This is a genomic window from Paenibacillus sp. YPG26, assembly GCF_023704175.1.
GTDB lineage: Bacteria > Bacillota > Bacilli > Paenibacillales > Paenibacillaceae > Fontibacillus.
The window spans coordinates 1670838-1690491 of record NZ_CP084530.1 but is presented as its reverse complement, the minus strand read 5'-3'; the positions used below and the strand labels follow the sequence as shown (position 1 = coordinate 1690491).

The 19654-nt window shown below is 46.7% G+C and carries 16 protein-coding genes and 1 other annotated feature; of the genes, 5 read left to right on the top strand and 11 right to left on the bottom strand.

The window, feature by feature from the left end:
* Positions 1–11: 11 nt before the first annotated feature.
* The 9 genes from LDO05_RS07830 to adhE form a co-directional block, all read right to left on the bottom strand.
* The gene (locus tag LDO05_RS07830; protein WP_251378283.1) at positions 12–815 is read right to left on the bottom strand and encodes a metal ABC transporter permease; all 804 of its coding nucleotides are present in this window, start codon (positions 813–815) and stop codon (positions 12–14) included.
* Positions 816–837: 22 nt separating this feature from the next.
* The gene (locus LDO05_RS07825) at positions 838–1596 is read right to left on the bottom strand and encodes a metal ABC transporter ATP-binding protein (protein WP_251378282.1); all 759 of its coding nucleotides are present in this window, start codon (positions 1594–1596) and stop codon (positions 838–840) included.
* A 37-nt stretch (positions 1597–1633) separates the two neighbouring features.
* On the bottom strand, positions 1634–2596 hold the full coding sequence (locus LDO05_RS07820) for a metal ABC transporter substrate-binding protein (protein ID WP_251378281.1): 963 nt from the start codon (positions 2594–2596) through the stop codon (positions 1634–1636).
* 153 nt (positions 2597–2749) lie between these two features.
* The gene (gene metG / locus LDO05_RS07815) at positions 2750–4780 is read right to left on the bottom strand and encodes a methionine--tRNA ligase (RefSeq protein WP_251378280.1); all 2031 of its coding nucleotides are present in this window, start codon (positions 4778–4780) and stop codon (positions 2750–2752) included.
* Between the two features lie 93 nt (positions 4781–4873).
* Positions 4874–5127 (bottom strand) — a binding site (T-box leader).
* Between the two features lie 40 nt (positions 5128–5167).
* Positions 5168–5422 carry a membrane protein insertion efficiency factor YidD gene (gene yidD, locus LDO05_RS07810; RefSeq protein WP_251378279.1) on the bottom strand — a complete coding sequence of 85 codons (255 nt, stop codon included), beginning with the start codon at positions 5420–5422 and terminating at the stop codon, positions 5168–5170.
* Between the two features lie 5 nt (positions 5423–5427).
* Positions 5428–5877: a Fur family transcriptional regulator gene (locus LDO05_RS07805; protein WP_251378278.1), complete on the bottom strand. Its 450-nt coding sequence runs from the start codon at positions 5875–5877 to the stop codon at positions 5428–5430.
* A gap of 354 nt (positions 5878–6231) precedes the next feature.
* Positions 6232–6978, bottom strand: a complete 747-nt coding sequence (gene pflA, locus LDO05_RS07800) for a pyruvate formate-lyase-activating protein (RefSeq protein WP_251378658.1) — start codon at positions 6976–6978, stop codon at positions 6232–6234.
* 68 nt (positions 6979–7046) lie between these two features.
* A complete protein-coding gene (gene pflB, locus LDO05_RS07795; RefSeq protein ID WP_251378277.1) occupies positions 7047–9317 on the bottom strand; it encodes a formate C-acetyltransferase in 2271 nt (756 codons plus the stop codon).
* A 264-nt stretch (positions 9318–9581) separates the two neighbouring features.
* Entirely contained in the window at positions 9582–12194 is a 2613-nt protein-coding gene (adhE, locus tag LDO05_RS07790) for a bifunctional acetaldehyde-CoA/alcohol dehydrogenase (RefSeq protein ID WP_251378276.1), read from the bottom strand.
* Between the two features lie 337 nt (positions 12195–12531).
* Here adhE and LDO05_RS07785 point away from each other — a divergent pair, with 337 nt between their 5' ends.
* The 5 genes from LDO05_RS07785 to LDO05_RS07765 all read left to right on the top strand — a co-directional run bounded on the left by LDO05_RS07785 (position 12532) and on the right by LDO05_RS07765 (position 16706).
* Complete coding sequence (locus LDO05_RS07785; protein WP_251378275.1) at positions 12532–13248, top strand: Crp/Fnr family transcriptional regulator; 717 nt, start codon at positions 12532–12534, stop codon at positions 13246–13248.
* 186 nt (positions 13249–13434) lie between these two features.
* Complete coding sequence (locus LDO05_RS07780) at positions 13435–14151, top strand: response regulator transcription factor (RefSeq protein WP_251378274.1); 717 nt, start codon at positions 13435–13437, stop codon at positions 14149–14151.
* Positions 14148–15548, top strand: a complete 1401-nt coding sequence (locus tag LDO05_RS07775; RefSeq protein ID WP_251378273.1) for a HAMP domain-containing sensor histidine kinase — start codon at positions 14148–14150, stop codon at positions 15546–15548. The genes LDO05_RS07780 and LDO05_RS07775 overlap by 4 nt, the downstream gene beginning before the upstream one ends.
* A 117-nt stretch (positions 15549–15665) precedes the next feature.
* Complete coding sequence (locus tag LDO05_RS07770; RefSeq protein WP_251378272.1) at positions 15666–15983, top strand: PadR family transcriptional regulator; 318 nt, start codon at positions 15666–15668, stop codon at positions 15981–15983.
* 15 nt (positions 15984–15998) lie between these two features.
* A complete protein-coding gene (locus tag LDO05_RS07765; protein WP_251378271.1) occupies positions 15999–16706 on the top strand; it encodes a DUF1129 domain-containing protein in 708 nt (235 codons plus the stop codon).
* 74 nt (positions 16707–16780) lie between these two features.
* Here the strand turns inward: LDO05_RS07765 and LDO05_RS07760 are convergent, their stop codons facing one another.
* Together LDO05_RS07760 and nirB are read right to left on the bottom strand one after the other, a co-directional pair.
* Positions 16781–17125, bottom strand: coding sequence for a nitrite reductase (NAD(P)H) small subunit (locus LDO05_RS07760; RefSeq protein ID WP_251378270.1), 345 nt, complete (start codon positions 17123–17125; stop codon positions 16781–16783).
* Between the two features lie 29 nt (positions 17126–17154).
* Positions 17155–19596 carry a nitrite reductase large subunit NirB gene (gene nirB / locus LDO05_RS07755; protein WP_251378269.1) on the bottom strand — a complete coding sequence of 814 codons (2442 nt, stop codon included), beginning with the start codon at positions 19594–19596 and terminating at the stop codon, positions 17155–17157.
* Positions 19597–19654: the final 58 nt, after the last annotated feature.

Genomic DNA, 19654 nt, shown 5'->3' with positions numbered 1-19654 from the left:
ATCAGTCCAAATTAGGCAGTGAATCCTCTTTTGGCGAGCAAAGTAAGAATGAGCATAGCGATCAGAAGCAGTACAATCGTGGCGCCAGGAGCCAGATTCCAGATTCCCGCGACCATCAGGCCGACAACAACAGCAATTTCGGCAATGACTACCGAGAAGATCACCGAGCTCTTGAAGCTTCTGGCAATAAACAGGCTGCATGCAGCAGGGATGGTTATCAGAGCAGACACCAGCAGGGCCCCTACAATCTTGATCGCTGTACTGATAACAAGAGCTGTCATTACTGTAATAAGCAGATTAAGCCACTTTACAGGCAGACCGCTCACCGCGGCAGCGTCCTCCTCGAACGTCAGCAGGAAGAATTCCTTAAAGAATAGCGATATACCCAGCACGACAACAACAGTAACCGCGCCAACTACATAGAGGTCTGTTGTATCCAGCGTATATATGCTCCCGAATAAATAACTTACCACATCGGTATTGTAACCCATCCCCAGCGTGAAGAATAGAGAGGCCAAAGCCACACCACCGGACATAATAATCGCAATGGACAGCTCCGCATAACCGCGATACGCCTTGCGCAGCTTCTCAATTGCAAAAGAGGCGACAATGGCGAAGATAAGTCCCACCGCGATAGGGTACACATTTATCAGAAAGCCGAGAGCCACACCCGCAATGGTTACATGAGCGAGGGTATCCCCAATCATCGACAGACGGCGCAGCACAAGGAATATCCCGATAAGCGGTGCTGTAATTCCGATAAGCAGTCCCCCCGCGAGCGCTCTCTGGAAAAAATCAACTGTTAAAATCTCCAATGTACATATCTCCTTATGGAAGCTAGTTAAGCGAATGCTGCAAATCCGGAATCTCACAGTCCGTATCATGGGAATGTCTGACATGGAACTTGATGCCGCCGCTGCGGTCACGCGGTTCCTTGCCCAGATACCCTTCAATCATCTCGATATCATGAGATACCATCAAGAAGGTCATATGGTGATGAGCATGCATATGGAAGATCAGCTCGAAGAAATCAGCCTGGGTCTGCACATCAATGCCTACTGTCGGCTCATCCAGAATGAGCAGATCCGGGTGGTTGATCAAGGCCCGGGCCAGGAATACACGCTGCTGCTGCCCTCCCGAGAGCTGGCCAATTCTTTTATGTGCGATATCTGTAATCCGCATGACTTCCATGGCATCCGCACACTTCTGGTGGTCCGCCCGGCTCATACGGCGGAAGATCTTCCGGTTGCTGTATAAGCCTGAAAGCACAACTTCCCGCACGGTGGCGGGAAAGAGCGGATTAAATGCATTTTTCTGAGGAACATATCCAATACGTTCCCAGTCCTTAAATTTCTGAATCGGTTCGCCGAACAGCTTAATGCTGCCTTGAGAAGGAGCAAGCAGCCCAACAATCATTTTGAGCAAAGTCGTCTTCCCCGTGCCGTTAGATCCCAGCACCCCGACGAAGTCACGTTCCTTGGCCGTAAAGCTTAGGTCTGTTATCACTTTCTGATCCCGGTATGAGAAGGATACATGGTCTATTTCAATAATATTCTGATGACAATAAGGTGCAGTATTGCCGCTGTCTGAACTCATAACCGGCCGCCTTCCATTTCCGTGTGATTATCTATCTTTATTGTAAAGCTAGAATTAAATTTTGCAAATTTTTCTCCATTAAAGTGAAGTAATTATCTTTGTTCTGTTCTTCCTGCTTGGTGAGCCCTTCCACCGGATTGAGCACCAGGGTCTGAACGCCCGTCTCCCCTGCTAGTGTACGAGCAAGCTTGTCGGAGACGAGCTCCTCGAAGAATATATATTTGATATTCTCCTGCTTCACCACTTTGGTCAGTTCAATAATATCCTGGGCCCTTGGCTCCGCATCCGGTGACAGCCCCATAATCGCATGCTGGGTCAGACCATAATCCCGGCACAGATAGCCAAATGCCTGGTGGGACACAACAATTTCTTTTTTATTCGTCTTCGACAGCTCACTTGTGAACTTCGCATCCAGCTGCTTCAGCTGATCCGCCAGCTTCTCGTATCGTGACTCATAATCTGCTGTGTGTGCCGGATCGGCCTGCACATAACTATCCTTGATATTCTTCGCGATCTGCATCGCTGACTTAGGACTAATCCAAGTATGAGGATCCGTCTCATGCGCTTCGGGCTCATTGCTGTTAGAATCTGCTTCCGCTCCATGATCATGCCCGTCTGCGCCTTCCTCGGCTTCAATCAAGGCGATGCCTTTGCTGACTTCAACGGTCTTTACTTTAGAGTCTTGACTCAGCCCTTTCAGGAAGTTCGGTACCCACCCTTCCAATCCGGCTCCGTTATAGAAGAACAGCTGAGCTTTGGATGCCGTAATGATGTCGTTGCTGCGAGGAGTCCATTCATGGGGTTCCACCCCCGTTGGCAGCAGATTAATGACATTGGCATTCTCTCCTCCAATGGCAGAAGCAAATTCATAGATTGGATAAAAGCTTGTAACTACATTCACTTTACCTTCCACAAGCTGATTAGTCTCTCCACGGCCGCAGCCTGCCAATACAATTATAAATAATAGCCCCATTAAGGTTCGCCCTGCGTTTAGTTTCATCGAATTCGCCTTCCCTATTCGTAATAATTACTAAGAGAATTATAGGGGCACTGCAAAATGAATGTCAACCCCGAGTTCCATTGTGCCCGGTAAAATAAAAAAAAGACCTTCTTCCACGAGAGAAGAAGGCCCTTGCAATTAATACGAAATTTCTTATTTCACGACAGCGCCATTCGGCATACTATCTGGAACCGTAGCCAGTGTCAGCTGGTCTCCCTGCGATGCAGCAAGGATCATACCCTGTGACAGCTCGCCGCGCAGCTTCACCGGCTTCAGGTTGGTCACCACGATAACCTTGCGTCCTACCAGTTCTTCAGGCTTATAGAACTTAGCGATTCCTGATACAACCTGTCTTTGTTCAAATCCAAGATCAAGCTGCAGCTTAAGCAGCTTATCAGCCTTGGCAACTGCTTCCGCTGAGATGACCTGGCCAACGCGAAGCTCAACCTTAGCGAACTCATCAATGCTGATCTCTTCCTTGAGTTCTGGTGCGGGTGCCGCCTCCAGGACGTCCTTGGCTCCGCCAGCTGGTGCTTGCTCTTGCTCCGCTGCAGCAAATGCCGCGGTGCTTCCAGCCATAGCCTGAACAATATAAGCAACTTCCTCGGCACTATCAAGACGAGGGAAAATTGGCTCTCCTTGGCCGAGCTTTGTACCAGCAGGAATCAGCCCGTAGGATTTGGAACTATCCCATGCGGTAAGCTCTCCCTCGGCAATTCCGAGCTGAGCCCAGATTTTTGCCGGGGCCTGAGTCAGGAATGGCTGGAGCAGAATGGAAGCAATGCGCAGAGACTCGACGAGATGCACCATCACGGACGCAAGCTCCTCACGCTTCGATTCTTCCTTGGCCAAGGCCCAAGGCTGGGTCTCATCGATATATTTGTTCGTCCGGCTGACGAACTGACCGATTGCGGTAAGGGCGATGGAGAACTCAAGCTTCTCCATAACCTCCTCAACTTTGTCTACTGCCGCCTTGGCAGCAGCAGTAAGCTCCTGATCGAAGGCGGTCACATTTGGCACGTAGGCAGGCAGAACCCCATCGAAATATTTATTTACCATAGCTACTGTCCGATTCAGCAGATTCCCGAGGTCGTTCGCCAGATCTGAATTGATCCGTTCAACAAAGCTCTCCGGTGTGAACTGGCCATCTGACCCAAAAGGCACCTCGCGCAGCAGATAATATCTCGTTGCATCCAGACCATAGCGGTCGATCAGGGTGTTCGGATCCACCACATTGCCTTTGGACTTGGACATTTTGCCATCCTTCATCAGCAGCCATCCATGGCCGAACACTTTCTTCGGCAGCGGAATATCAAGTGCCATAAGCATAATTGGCCAATAAATGGAGTGGAAGCGGACAATCTCCTTCCCTACCAGATGTACATCTGCCGGCCAATACCGGTTATAGAGCTCGGGATTATCAGTGCCATAACCCAGTGCGGTAATATAGTTAGAGAGCGCATCGATCCATACATAGACCACATGCTTCGGATCCCCTTTGACTTTAACTCCCCATTCAAAAGTTGTACGGGATACCGCCAGATCTTCAAGCCCTGGCTTGATGAAATTGTTAATCATCTCGTTCTTCCGGGACTCCGGCTGAATGAAATCGGGATTCTCCTCATAATACTGAAGCAATCTATCCGCATAACTGCTCATTCTGAAGAAATAACACTCTTCCTTCACCAGTTCAACCGGGTGCCCGCTGTCCGGGCTTTTGGCCCCTTGGATGTTCCCTTTCTCATCCCGCACCACATCAACCAGCTGGGTCTCGGTATAGTAAGTCTCATCCGGGATGCTGTACCAGCCTTCGTATTCCCCTTTGTAGATATCCCCCTTCTGAAGCAGACGGTCGAAGATATCCTGCACAATCTGCTTATGCTTCTCGTCAGTTGTACGAATGAAATCATCGTTGGAGATATCCAGCTTCCTCCATAGCTCCTTGATGCCTGCTACGATCTCATCAACGAACTGCTGGGGAGTCATCCCCTTCTCCTGTGCCTTCTGCTCGATCTTCTGACCATGCTCGTCGGTACCTGTGAGGAATCTTACATCGTATCCACGCAGCCGCTTATAGCGGGACATTGCGTCCCCGGCTACCGTGGTGTAGGCATGGCCAATATGCAGCTTATCGCTTGGATAGTAGATCGGTGTGGTCAGGTAAAAAGTTTTCTTGTCAGACATCAGTCATCCTCCTTCTGGATTGTAAATCTCAACACGGAATATTCCATTTCTAAGTCTCATTCACCAGCAAAAAAACAAAAAACTCCCGTCCCCTAATGGGACGAGAGAGATCTCACGTGTTACCACCCAATTTCCCCGGACAAACTGACCACCCGGGCTCATTACCGTCTAAATAGACGCTCCGTTAACGCTGGATCAGCGCCTCTCCCTTACTGCGGGGCATGCCCGCCAGCTCGAAAGAAGTTCCTCCCGGACCATCTTCCAAAGTCCCTCCAGACCGGTTCCCAGCTTCCTCCGGCTCTCTGTACTGGCTGGCTGCTTCGTACTTATCCATTCTTAGGAAATGTATATATTTAAAATATATGAAAAGTAATATACGATGTCAAGCTAGGTCTTCTCTTGAAGGTGAACATCTTCATGCCGCGGTGGAACCGGATCAAGCCCTCCGGGATGAAACGGATGACATTTCGCAATCCGTCTCGCGGCAAGCCAGGACCCCTTCAGAGCTCCATGGACTTCTATCGCTTCAAGCGCATAGGCCGAGCAGCTGGGATAGAAGCGGCAGGTGGGCGGCTTGAGCGGAGAGATGAATTTCCGGTACACATGGATAGGAGATTGAACAACTTTGCGCGTAATGGACATCTTGTCTATTCCTTAGGCTGAGCTTCACAGGAATCCTGCTTGGCCGCCTGGCAGTCTCTGCAATAACCGAATACTTCAAATTTGTGCTTAACCACCTGGAATTGCTCTGGTGTATCAGCGAATGACATGGGGCAGAAATGAATGGGATAAGTCTTCTCACATTGCAGACAAATCATATGATGATGGTGATGTACCTCGCTGCAGCCACCCTTGAATTTGAGCCCGTCTTCAAACACGATCTGCTCGATCACACCTAGCTCTTCCATTACCCGCAGATTGCGGTAGACGGTATCAAAGCTTAGTCCGCTGTATTTCTTACACATATAATCATAGACATCTTTGGGTGTCAGATATCCTTCGGTTTCGGCAAATAATTTAGCCAGGGTCTTCCTCTGATCTGTAATCCGAAGCCCTTGACTCGACATAACTCCAATAATCTGGTCTGTCGACAGCATGTATTCTTCCTCCTGCCCTGACAAATCTGTCTATCTCCCATAATGCCGTAAAAAGATACCTGAGTCAATCACGGTCCTACCATGTAGGAGTGCGCTCCGTTCTACACCCATCATGACTAATGAAGTCCGTGCATGAATCCCCAGCGAATATTTAACTGACAGCCTCACTTACGGCCCGTAGAGAGACTATTCACTATCCGTTGACCTTTCACAGTTTCATTCCCCCCTACTTGAGGGATTGAATAACAAACAGCGTGAGATCCAGCATCTAAGGATCCTGATTCTCACGCTGCTTATAAGGTTCTAGCTCTCTGCAGGGCTCCCAAGCGCTGTGCCCAGGTCAGTTGACGGTGGTCAACTGCCAACATGCATAGGGCTCTGGGTTATTCCTTCAGCCACCAGCTGGTACGCCCTTTGAACCTCGTCATCCGTTGGAGAAGGTACATTCTCAAGCGGATACTTCCAGTTCATAGCTTCCCATTTATATACACCCATTTGGTGATAAGGAAGAATTTCAAATTTCTCTACCCCGCTAAGTGTCCCTATGAAACGGCCGAGTCGCAGTAAGTCTTCCTGATCATCGTTAATGCCTGGAACCAGAACGTGTCTGATCCACATGCTCTTATTATGCTCAGACAGCCACTCCGCCATATGAAGCATCCGATCATTGGGCTTCCCTGTTAGTTCGATATGCTTATCGTTATCTATGTGCTTCAAGTCGAGCAGCACAAGATCTGTTACATCAAGCAGATCCTTGATCTTATCCCCTTCATTGTAACCGTTGGTATCCAGAGTTGTATGAAGCCCCCACCGCTGCTTCACTTCGCGGAACAGCTCGGTTACGAAATGAGCCTGCAGCGTCGCTTCTCCCCCAGATACGGTTAATCCGCCACCTGAAGAACGATAGTAATTGATATATGGCTCAATTTCGGCAAGCACCTCTTCAAGCTGCATGTCTTGGCCGCCAGCCAAGTTCCAGGTATCCGGGTTATGGCAGTATTTGCATTTCAGCAGACAGCCTTGCATGAAGAGGACGAACCGTATCCCCGGGCCATCTACCGTTCCGAACGTTTCTAGTGAGTGAATATGACCTGTAAGCATGATTTGTCTCATTCCTTTCTGCAGAGGCTGCAGCTGATAATTATCTAACTATATCTCGACATTGCGCCTTACATTGTACCGTGGAAGGTACGGTTAATCACATCGAGCTGTTGTTCACGAGTCAGCTTAATGAAGTTGACCGCATATCCAGATACCCGGATAGTCAGTTGTGGGTAGTTCTCTGGGTGATTCATCGCATCCATAAGTTGTTCACGGTCGAAGACATTGACATTAAGATGATGCGCCCCGCTGCCGAAATAACCGTCCATCATGGATACGAGGTTGGATTTGCGAACCTCGGCTTCTTTGCCTAAAGCCTTAGGAACAATGGAGAATGTATTGGATATACCGTCCAGACTGTGCTCATATGGTAGCTTGGCCACAGAACTTAAGGAAGCAAGTGCGCCTTTCTTGTCACGTCCATGCATCGGGTTGGCCCCTGGTGCGAACGGTTCCCCGGCTTTACGTCCATCCGGTGTAGTTCCCGTCTTCTTGCCGTATACCACGTTGGATGTGATGGTAAGCACGGACTGTGTCGGCATTGCGTTCCGGTAAGCCTTATGCTTGCGGATCATGCCCATGAACAGCTCAACCAGCTCAACAGCAATTTGATCGACGCGATCATCATTGTTACCGTAGCAAGGGAAGTCTCCCTCGATCTCAAAATCAACCGCAATCCCATTCTCATTACGAACTGGCTTTACTTTAGCGTATTTAATGGCACTAAGGGAGTCTGCTGCGACGGATAGTCCTGCGATACCGCAAGCCATAGTCCGGAGAATATCCCGGTCATGCAGTGCCATTTCGATCCGCTCATAGCTGTATTTATCGTGCATATAGTGAATAACATTGAGCGTATTCATGTAGAGCTTAGCCAACCATTCCATCATTGGCTTGAACCGTTTCATTACTTCTGCATAATCAAGAACTTCTGCTGTAATTGCAGGATATTCTGGACCCACTTGAGCGCCGGACTTCTCATCTTTACCACCATTAATTGCGTACAGCAATGCTTTGGCAAGGTTCGCACGGGCACCGAAGAATTGCATTTGCTTACCGATCTCCATAGCGGATACACAGCAGGCAATTCCATAATCGTCACCATAGATCGGACGCATCAAGTCGTCATTTTCATATTGAATGGAGCTGGTCTCAATGGATACTTTGGCACAGAATTTCTTGAAGCCTTCAGGCAGCTTATCAGACCACAGCACAGTCAGGTTAGGCTCTGGAGCAGGTCCCAGGTTATAGAGCGTATGCAGGAACCGGAAGCTGTTCTTAGTTACTCTTGTCTGCCCATTATCCGCCATACCCCCGATAGACTCTGTCACCCAGGTAGGGTCGCCACTGAATAGATCATTGTAGTCCGGCGTACGCAGGAATTTCACAATACGCAGCTTCATAACGAAATGGTCCACCAATTCCTGAGCTTGTTCTTCTGTTAATGTGCCTTCAGCTAGATCCCGTTCAATGTAGATATCAAGGAAGGAAGACACGCGGCCCAGGGACATAGCGGCACCATTCTGTTCTTTAATTGCTGCCAGATAACCGAAATAGACCCATTGGAATGCCTCTTTCGCGTTATTAGCAGGCTTGGAGATATCAAATCCATGCATTTCAGCCAGAGCTTTAAGCTCCCCTAGAGCACGAATCTGTTCAGACAGCTCTTCGCGTAGACGGATAACATCCTCGTCAATCACATCAAGCTCCAATTGATTTAGTTCATATTTCTTCTGAATAACAAGGAAATCCACGCCATACAGGGCGACTCTGCGGTAGTCCCCAATAATACGGCCACGGCCGTATGCATCTGGTAGACCTGTAATGATCCCCGCTTTGCGCGCTGCTCTCATCTCGGAGGTATAGGCATCGAATACGCCTTGGTTATGAGTCTTCCGAATTCCATTGAATATATTAATAACTTCTTCAGGCATTTTGAAACCATAAGCCTCACACGCATCAATCATCATCCGGATCCCGCCGAACGGCTGAATGGAACGTTTGAACGGAGCGTCTGTCTGAACGCCGACAATTTGTTCTTTTTCTTTATCCAAATAACCTGGTTGATGGGAAATGATAGTAGATGGGGTATTCACGTCTACATCAAGAACGCCGCCGTTATCCCGTTCCTTCTTGGTCAAATCGGAGACGATGTCCCACAATTCCTTCGTATTCTGTGTGGCACCTTGCAAGAAATCTTCCCGGCCATGGTATGGGTTAATGTTATCATCAATGAAATTGCGAACATTGACTTCTTTTTGCCATTTCCCTTTCTTGAAGCTTCTCCATCCGGATTGTACCAGTTTTACCGGCTGCACTTCTCTCTCGATAACCGACATGATAATTCCCTCCATCACATTAATTTTGATGCCAGCAGGAACATGCGAGATCACTAAGTTTGTACAATACGTAAATTGTGATAATTTTCACAACAGGTGTCAACAAAGTGCTTTCTGTGATTCCCTCTCTGCCCCTATCCCTTTCTAACTGGGACTCTTTATACTCTTATCATAGGAGATCTGCCGTAAAAAGGATGTGACAAATATCACTCTTTCGGTGATATTTGTCACTCCGTTTTCAGCGTGCTATTAACTTAGGCTTCCTTATTCAAATCTGCCGTAGAAAGCGTCTCTGTATACTTCAGCTAATTCCTTCACAAGCGGCAGCTTAGGGTTAGCTGTTGTACATTGGTCTTCAAATGCACGATCTGCCAGGTATTCAACTCTGCTCTCAAAGTCTTTAGGATCGAATCCAAGTTCCTGGAACGATTCGGGGATTCCCAGCTTCTTGTTCAAATCGCGAATGGCGTTGATCAGGCTCTTCACGCCTTCTTCAGTTGTACGAGCTGGCAGTCCCAGAATACGCGCAATCTCCGCATAGCGTTGATCAGCCACGAAGTTGGTGTATTTAGGGAAAGCAGCAAACTTCGTTGGTTTCTTCGCATTATAGCGAATGACGTGCGGCATCAAGATCGCGTTAGTCCGGCCGTGAGCAGTGTGGTACTGACCTCCCCATTTGTGGGCCAAGCTGTGGTTGATACCGAGGAATGCATTTGCGAACGCCATACCGGCAAGAGTCGAAGCGTTATGCATTTTCTCACGGGCCAATTTGTCTCCAGTCAGAGCCGATTTCTCCAGCCATTCGAATACGAGTTGGATAGCTTTGATCGCAAGACCGTCTGTATAGTCACTAGCCATTACAGATACATAAGCTTCAATCGCATGGGTAAGCACGTCCATACCTGTGTCGGCTACAGCCACTTTAGGCAAGCTGTATACGAATTCTGGATCGATAATCGCAACATCTGGTGTCAGCTCATAATCAGCCAATGGATATTTCGTATTGCCATTCTCTTTATCAGTGATAACCGCGAATGAAGTCACTTCCGAACCTGTACCCGATGTTGTTGGAATAGCTACGAACTGAGCTTTTTGGCCAAGACGCGGGTATTTGTAGATCCGTTTACGGATATCCATGAATTTTTGCTTCAGGTTGTTAAAGTCAGTATCTGGATATTCGTAGAACAACCACATTCCTTTGGCAGCATCCATTGGGGATCCACCACCAAGGGCGATGATGCAGTCAGGCTGGAATTGATTCATCAGTTCTGTACCGCGTTGTACCGTAGTAGTCGATGGATCCGGTTCAACTTGTGAGAATACTTCAACAGCAACCGGGGTCTCACGTTGACGCAGGTAGTGTTCCACTCTTTCAACATAACCCAGCTTCACCATCATTGGGTCTGTAACAATCAATACACGTGAGATATCAGGCATTTTGGCAAGATACTGAGTTGCGCCTTTTTCAAAATAGACTTTGGAAGGTACTTTGAACCATTGCATATTCACGGTACGACGATTCACCCTTTTCACGTTGATTAAGTTCACCGCTGTTACGTTCGAGGAAGTAGAATTCCGTCCATACGAACCGCAGCCGAGTGTAAGCGATGGAAGGTTGGTATTGTAGATATCTCCGATACCGCCTTGCGAAGATGGCTGATTCACCAGAATCCGGCAAGTTGGCATACGATCAGAGTACTTCTGAATTACTTCTTCGTTGTTCGAGTGAATAACCGAAGAGTGACCCATACCGCCAAATGCGACAATCTCAGCTGCGCGGTCGATACCTTGCTGTGCACTGTTTACTTTGTAACAAGCGAGTACCGGGCTAAGCTTCTCAGCAGACAGCGGGTACTTGGTGCCTACACCTTCAATTTCGGCAACCAGAATTTTGGTTCCTTCCGGTACTTGAATTCCGCACATTTCAGCGATCTTCACAGCTGGTTGACCTACGATAGTGGGATTCACAGCGCATTTATCAGCGATGATGGCCCCAGCTGTCAACTTGGCTGCTTCCTCTTTATTAACAAAGTAACATCCGTTAGCGATCATTTTCTTCTTCACTTGATCGAAGATTGGTTCTTCAATGATTACTGCTTGCTCGGAAGCACAAATCATGCCGTTGTCAAACGTCTTGGACAAGATCAGGTCATTCACAGCCTGGTCGATATCGGCGCTCTTCTCAATGAAGCAAGGTACGTTACCAGGACCTACACCAAGTGCCGGCTTACCACAGCTGTATGCTGCTCTAACCATTGCTGATCCGCCTGTGGCAAGAATCAAGGCCACGTCAGGGTGATTCATCAGGGCATTGGTCTTATCCATGGAAGGAGCTTCAATCCATTGAATGCAGTCTGCAGGAGCACCGTTCTCTACTGCTGCTTTGAGCAGGATCTGCGCTGTTTCTGTACAACAGCCTTGTGCAGACGGGTGGAACCCGAAGATAATAGGGTTACGAGTCTTGATGGCAATCAGGGCTTTGAAGATGGTTGTTGAAGTTGGATTCGTAACAGGTGTGATCCCCATGATAATACCAACAGGTTCAGCAATCTTCTGGAAGTTATCGTATTGATTATCTTCGATTACACCTACAGTTTTGTTATTCTTGATACTATGGTAGATATATTCGGTAGCGAACATATTCTTAATAATTTTGTCTTCATAGACGCCGCGTCCAGTCTCTTCAATGGCGAGCTTAGCCAGGTACATGTGCTTATCCATGCCGGCTAGAGCCATGGCTTGAACGATATTGTCGATCTGCTCCTGATCCATCTTCATAAATGCGTCAGTTGCTTTCTTTGCTTTGTTAATTAATGTCTGGATGTGTTCTTCAGCGGTTGGCTTTACGGGTTCAGTTACTTCGGTTTTTACAGCCATTACTCTCATCCTCCTATTATTTAGCTGAGCGGGAATTAAAGGATTAACTAATCGTGAATATTTTCACAAGAGTATTAATCTCAAAACCGCTCGTTTGTTGTCCTTCTCTCTACGCATTCATCTTAGCATGGTAAGATATGCTATACTGTGATATTTCTCACACAAAATAACTAAAGTGAAAAAAATCACAATGTTCGTTTATTCGCCACTTTTGCCCTCCTCACAAGCCCCTCAACAGTTTGATTTAGCTATATAATTGAGGCATATAAATGGATCGGACCTTTAGTCCCTTCCAGGTAGAATATGACTAAATTGGACCACTAAGGAGTGAGCAGTTATGCAGGAGTATATGACTACTACCTTGACCCAAGGGAACACGGACAGCTTCACCGAACAAAATTTTAACCGTCTATTAGTAATGATGAAGGATAAATTTTATCCGTCCGGATCTCATTTGTTCTGGGAAGGAGATTTGGCAGATAAGCTATTCTTCATTAAGAGAGGACGAATCAAATTAACAAAGTCCACAGATGAGGGTAAGGAGCTTATCTTATATATGTATCAAAATGGCGACCTGGTCGGCCAAGCAGATCCCTTCTTCGCATCCAAATTCAGCTTCACTGCTGAAGTAATTGAAGACAGTGAAGTCGGGATAATTGAACAACGCGATCTGGAGGTTATCATTTGCCAGCATGCGGATTTTGCCATTGACTTTATGAAATGGATGGGGATTCACCACCGTCTGACTCAGACCAAATTCCGTGATTTGATGATGTACGGCAAGCCCGGGGCCTTATGTTCCACCTTGATCCGCCTTAGCAATTCTTATGGGGAGAAGCTGGGCAATACTATCCGTATCAACAAAAAGATCACTCATACCGATCTCTCGAATATGATTGGGGCCACTCGGGAAAGTGTGAACCGGATGCTCAGTGATCTGCGCAGGAAGGACGCCCTTGAGTATGAGAACGGATTAATCATTATTAAGGATCTGGTCATGCTGCAGGATATTTGCCACTGTGAATTATGTCCACACCAAATTTGCCGTATCTAGAATACAGAGGTCTCTGAGCAGACAGCGTCCGATCCGGGCCTGCCTGCTTTTTTTTGCACTTCATATGGTCTTAATCTTAAAATAAACTTACATTCCTTTATCCGAACAGGATTCGGCCGCTGTAAATAGAATTACATGACTTAAGAAGCTAGAAGCTTAATGTTATACCCACTGGAGGCTATAGTCATGAATCCCACCATTTTAATTGTTGATGATCAGCCTGATATTGTAGAGCTGTTGAAGCTGTTCCTGGAGAGAGACAACTACCGTGTTCTGGAAGCTTATGACGGCATGCAAGCGTGGGAGATTGTTCAGTCCGAACAAATCGACCTGGCTGTAATTGACATAATGATGCCAGTTCAGGACGGTTATCAGCTGGTTAAGCAGATCCGTTCGGTTTATAAAATGCCGATTATTTTTCTCTCAGCCAAAAATCAGGATAGTGACAAGATCCTTGGACTTGGTCTAGGAGCAGATGATTTCATAGTCAAGCCATTTAATCCCCTTGAAGTTGTAGCCCGTATTCAAGCCCAGGTTCGAAGAGCCTATGACTTCAATGACGCCCTTCCTGTCTCTTCAGCTCCACTTGCTGCCCTTTCCGTTGGTCGGCTGAGACTTCATTTGGAGTCCTGCGCCTTGACGCTAGAAGGGAATGAAATAGAGCTGACATCTACAGAATACAAGCTGCTTAAGACCTTTATGGAGGCACCCGGGCGTGTATTTACGAAGAAGCAGCTGTTCGAGAAGGTATGGAGTGATCCTTATTGGAAGGATGACAACACAGTTATGGTTCATATTTCGAGGCTACGCGATAAGATTGAGGAAGACCCCAGGCAGCCTGTCTATATCAAGACTATACGTGGACTTGGATACAAGTTCGCCAAGAAGGAAGATTTCCTGTGAGAAAGAGGGGGCGCTTATTTCACTCGCTGGTTAAGTCTTATCTGTTCTTTGCTCTAACACTCGGGATTATCTATTTATTTGTCCAACTCTTCTCTGGGGGCTTCTCAAGTAAATATTTTGACGACCCAGTTGATGCTTCCCTTATTGTCAAAGCCGATTATACCTCTATTGATTCCAAAGCGATTGAGGAGTCGGGAGGGTGGGTTGAAATCCTGGATAATCAGCGGGCACTTATCTACATTATAGGAAATAAGCGGGACAAGCGAACCCAATATTCCACAGAAGAGATGATGTCCATGATGTATTCCGGGCAAAAGGGATCCTATTTGTACTCCATAGCCCCATTCCGGTCCAATCAAGGTGCCAGCTTGATATGTCTAGTTGTGATACCAAGAGAGATGGGCCACTCAGAGCTGAAGCTGCTTCAGCCTCCTAACAGTGTTTCAATTACGCTTACCAGTAGCTTTTATGGAATTCTTCTTCTGTCTGTGCTTAGTGCATATATTTACAGCAGGTGGACTTCTTCGCGCCTAACCATTCCTCTGGAGCAGATCTCAGCAGCCATCAAGCATATGAAGGAAGGAAATTACGATCAGCGCCTGGCATTCAGGTCCAATGAGGAGCTGACCACCATTCAAGAATGCTTTAACGAAATGGCTGAACATCTACAGGATACGGAGCAGGCCAATCAGACGTTAAAGATGAGCAAACAGCGCATGCTGCTAGATATCTCGCATGATCTGAAGACTCCTATTACAACAATTCAGGGCTACGCCAGCGCTTTGCTGCTTGGTCTGGCTGATAATGAGGAGAAAAGAATAAAGTATCTGAATTTGATCCATACAAAGGCGAAATTAATGACGGAGCTAATCGAGGATTTGTTCGAATTATCCAAACTGGATACCCCAGATTATCCATGGACGGGAGAGTTTCAATACACCGATTTGGGTGAACTGGTTCGTGAGATTGCAGCAGAGAATTATGATCAATTTGAGCAAAAACACTTTAATTTGAGCCTATCCATCCCAGCGGAGGAGATTTCTATCCGTCTCCACCCTACTATGATGAGCAGGGCCGTATCCAATCTGCTAGTAAATGCGCTCAAATACAATCCCGCGGGAACCTCGGTAGACATTGAATTAACTCAAATGCGGGATACTATCAGTCTCAAGATTAGCGATGATGGGATTGGAATTCCTGAATCTATCCGGGACACCCTCTTTGATCCTTTTGTCCGGGGGAATGCGGCAAGGACAAGCGATGGAGGGACTGGACTCGGGCTATCCATTGCCAAGAAGGCCGTTGAACTGCACGGCGGAGAACTGCATCTGTTAAGCGCTGCCGGCAGAACCACTTTTGAAATCAAGCTGTACAATCAACAAGCTGAAACGCTCTAATAGCAGTTCAGCTTGTCTGCATTGCTGACATTCATAATACAATCAGCTTGCTTTCGCAAACTAGTATGTAATACAATATAGCCACAAGCTATTATGTAATACAAGGTAGGTGTTCAGATGAATGATAAATCTCAAATGCTCAAGGGAACTTTGGAGGGATGTATTCTAAAAATTATTAGCACTCATGAAACTTATGGTTATGAAATTTCCGAGAAGCTCATTTCTAAGGGATTCCCAAACATTTCGGAAGGGACAATTTACCCTTTGTTAATGAGGCTTGAGAAGAATGGATTGATCGCTGCTAACTATAAGAATTCACCACTAGGTCCGAAGAGAAAGTATTTCAACCTTACGAATGAGGGACTAATTGAGCTTGAAGCCTTTTGGGAGAAATGGTTAACTCTTGTGGCTGCGGTTCACAAATTGTTTGACTGATAAGGAGGAGAGCCATTGAGTATTACAACTACTAATCAGCTTCGCATGAAAAATAACGAACTGGATAAGAAATTAGAGAAACATAACCAGCAAGTCATGTTGGACATAGTTGTATATCTGCGGGTTAGCAGTATGCCCGATGCACAAGTGGAATTGGTCAGGCACGATCTGCTGGATATGACTCTGGCTGCACAAGAAAGAAATGAGGACATATCTACAATAATCGGAACTGATTACAAAAGCTTTTGCGATGAAATTATTCTTAACTCGGCTTCAAAATCAGGGAGAGACAAGCTGAAAGAGGCAGTTGCCATCATATTCTCTGGTTTAAGTATATTATTATTAATACACGTGATTGTTTCGGGATCACTTAATCAATGGATACAAAATGGATTCTCAACCTTCAAAATTAATCTCTATATCCCTATCGGCCTTGGATTTGTACTTAATGCCATACTGCTATTATCCATAGCCTGGGGTCTAGTTACATGGATTGGCAAGCGTGCATTTCATCATACTCAAATGGCTGACAATCGTAAATCCTACTCACCAAAAAGTCGGTATTTAAAGAGGTTTCTGATCGGTGCCGGGATAGGGACTTTTCTAATGATTTCGCTCTATGTGATCAACAAGCTGGATAGCATTGTTTTGTTCACTGTACATGCTTTCATACTTCTTGGTGTCTGTGTGGTCTTGTATCTTATCGGAAAATGGGCTTCCTAAATACGTATTTAATACTCAGCAGAGTTATATAAAAAGGATCCTTTCATTTCGAAAGGATCCTTTACTCATTCTCTTTATACTTTTGCCGGTTCAAGAGCCAGCGCGCCTACAAAGACGATACCACCCTTGACAATTACGGGAAAGGTTCTTACCATTCCTTCATCAGGGGCCTGCACGAGTCCGGTCTTAAGATCGATCTTCCAGTCATAGAGCGGATCATACAGGTATGTCCCAGAGACAATTCCTTCTGCAAGCGGCCCACCCTTAGGATGAGGATTCTTGTTCTCTACCGCATATATCTCTCCGGCTGAATTTAAGAATATCGCGATTTCCACTTCACCAACGTGTGCAACCCGGCCAATCTGTGCGGGAAAATCATTTACTGTTCCCACAGGATAATAGGCATGCTTTTCTTCCATGGATAACTCTCCTTTCGAACTGAGTGAGCTTATTTCTGAAGCAACGCAGGGTCCAGCTGATTAAACAAGGCTCTTTGGGTCTTCTCATCATTCAAGACTTTCTTCCAAGGATCTTCAACCTGCTCAAGCGCAAACTCGATGCGTTCCATCAAGGCCTTGCGGTTGGCTTCATCTTCCACCACAACTGCCCGAATCTGTTCCAGACCTAACCGTTCAACCCACTCCGATGTTCTCTCAAGGTAGTTGCCGGTCTCCCGGTAGTATTGCATCATCGCGCCACAGATTTCAATAAGCTCTTCATCCGTTTTCACTTTGCACAGCGAATCCGCAAGACGGGCTTTAATCCCGCCGTTACCGCCAATAAAGATTTCCCAGCCTCCATCGTTACCAACAATACCAATATCCTTCGTGCACGACTCGGCACAGTTTCTTGGGCAGCCATTAACCGCCATCTTGAATTTAGCCGGGAAATCAAGTCTCTCGAACTTGCGTTCAAGAAGTGCTCCCATACCCATCGAATCCTGTGTACCAAAGCGGCAGAACTGCGAACCGACACAAGTCTTAACCGTGCGCAGCGATTTGGCATATGCGTACCCTGATGGCATATCCAGCTCTTCCCATACTTTTGGAAGATCTTCTTTCTTCACTCCAATTAAGTCTAGACGCTGTCCGCCTGTGACTTTAACAGCTTTAACATCATATTTGAGCGAGACATCGGCGATTTTCTTAAGATCTTCTGGAGTAGTTACACCGCCGTACATCCGTGGAACTACGGTATAGGTGCCATCCTTTTGGATATTCGCATTCATACGCTCGTTAACAAAACGTGATTCTTTCTCATCCACATGTGAATCCGGATTGATCATGCCCAGATAGTAGTTCAAGGCTGGCCGGCACTTCGAGCATCCTTCCTTCTGGTTCCAATCAAGCACGTGCATGATTTCCTTGGTTGTAGTGAGACCTTTGCTCTTGATCTCAGCAACAATTTCATCACGGCTCAAGGTTGTACAGCCGCATATTCCCTGTTTGGCTGTCTTCTTGAAGCCATCTCCGAGGACGTACTGCAGGATTTGTTCAACAACAGGCTTACAACCGCCGCATGAACGTGTAGCTCCTGTGCAAGCTTTAATCTCATCCACTGTTGTCAGGCCCTGATCATTAATTACATCGACAATTGCTTTCTTCGTTACCCCGTTGCATCCACATACGATTTCGTCATCAGCCATCGTATCTACAGACGACGATTTCTTCTCAGCTCCGCCGCCGCAGCAGCCGGTTCCCATCAACTGAGCATACAGCTCATCCGTCATCTCTGTTCTCTGCTTGATCAGCTTCTGCAAATTAGCGGATTCTGTAATGTCGCCAAAGAGCACTGCTCCTACCATGACGTTGTTTTTAAGCAAAATCTTCTTGTAAGTTCGCTTCCATTCGTCTTTCTGAGCAATTACAACATGCTCTGGCCCGTCGATAAATTCTCCAGTTGAGAATACATCAACACCCGAAATTTTAAGCTTTGTTGATACAACAGAACCTTCATAGCCAGCTGTGTCCACATTGCAAATATGCTTGGCCAGAATCATGCCTTGTTCAAAGAGTGGGGCTACCAGACCGTAACACACACCTCTATGTTCGTTACATTCTCCGACGGAGTATACATTAAGCATGGATGTCTGCATGAAGTCATCCACAATGATGCCCCGGTTTGTCTCAATTCCACTTGCCGCCGCGACAGCAATATTAGGCTTGATTCCAACAGCCATTACGACAAAGTCAGCTTCAAGCACGGTTCCGTCCTTGAATTTCAGTCCTTGCACCCGTTCCTCACCGATCAATTCAGTGGTCTGAACGCCCATGGCAAATTTGATCCCTTGACGCTCAAGCTCCGCTCTCAGCATTGCTGCAGCCGTGCTGTCCAATTGACGCTCCATCAGATCTTCCATCAGATGAACCACAGTCACGTCCATTCCTAAATGAACAAGTCCTTTGGCAGCCTCAAGTCCTAGTAGTCCGCCGCCTATAACCGCAGCCTTCTTGTAATTCTTGGCTGCTTCCAGCATTTGATTGCAATCCTCGATATCGCGGAACCCGATTACGCCTTCTTTATCGCTGCCTGGAATCGGCAGGATGAACGGCTTCGAGCCAGTTGCTATAATAATTTGATCATATGGCACGCGCTGTCCATTCTCAGCCACGACTTCTCTGCTGGCTTCATCAATATGTGTTACCGTCGTGCCGGTATGAAGCTTAATCCCATGCTCGCTGTACCAATTCAGATCATTGAGAACAATATCATCCATCGTCTTGCTGCCATCCAGAACATAAGAGAGCATAATCCGGTTGTAGTTAGGGTGTGGTTCACTGCCAAACACCGTTATATCAAAATTTGTAGTTAACTTAAGAATTTGCTCGACCGTGCTAATCCCGGCCATTCCGTTACCTATGACAACAAGCTTCTTTTTATTCGTGCTCATATTCAGATGCCTCCTCAAACTATTCAGGCATGTTATTGTTTAATTTCGCCCTTTGATG

Coding starts and splice junctions, on each gene's coding strand:
- LDO05_RS07825 (WP_251378282.1), bottom strand. CDS start 1,596: ATGAGTTCAGACAGCGGCAATACTGCACCTTATTGTCATCAGAATATT.
- LDO05_RS07820 (WP_251378281.1), bottom strand. CDS start 2,596: ATGAAACTAAACGCAGGGCGAACCTTAATGGGGCTATTATTTATAATT.
- metG (WP_251378280.1), bottom strand. CDS start 4,780: ATGTCTGACAAGAAAACTTTTTACCTGACCACACCGATCTACTATCCA.
- yidD (WP_251378279.1), bottom strand. CDS start 5,422: ATGTCCATTACGCGCAAAGTTGTTCAATCTCCTATCCATGTGTACCGG.
- LDO05_RS07805 (WP_251378278.1), bottom strand. CDS start 5,877: ATGCTGTCGACAGACCAGATTATTGGAGTTATGTCGAGTCAAGGGCTT.
- pflA (WP_251378658.1), bottom strand. CDS start 6,978: ATGCTTACAGGTCATATTCACTCACTAGAAACGTTCGGAACGGTAGAT.
- pflB (WP_251378277.1), bottom strand. CDS start 9,317: ATGTCGGTTATCGAGAGAGAAGTGCAGCCGGTAAAACTGGTACAATCC.
- adhE (WP_251378276.1), bottom strand. CDS start 12,194: ATGGCTGTAAAAACCGAAGTAACTGAACCCGTAAAGCCAACCGCTGAA.
- LDO05_RS07785 (WP_251378275.1), top strand. CDS start 12,532: ATGCAGGAGTATATGACTACTACCTTGACCCAAGGGAACACGGACAGC.
- LDO05_RS07780 (WP_251378274.1), top strand. CDS start 13,435: ATGAATCCCACCATTTTAATTGTTGATGATCAGCCTGATATTGTAGAG.
- LDO05_RS07770 (WP_251378272.1), top strand. CDS start 15,666: ATGAATGATAAATCTCAAATGCTCAAGGGAACTTTGGAGGGATGTATT.
- LDO05_RS07760 (WP_251378270.1), bottom strand. CDS start 17,125: ATGGAAGAAAAGCATGCCTATTATCCTGTGGGAACAGTAAATGATTTT.
- nirB (WP_251378269.1), bottom strand. CDS start 19,596: ATGAGCACGAATAAAAAGAAGCTTGTTGTCATAGGTAACGGAATGGCC.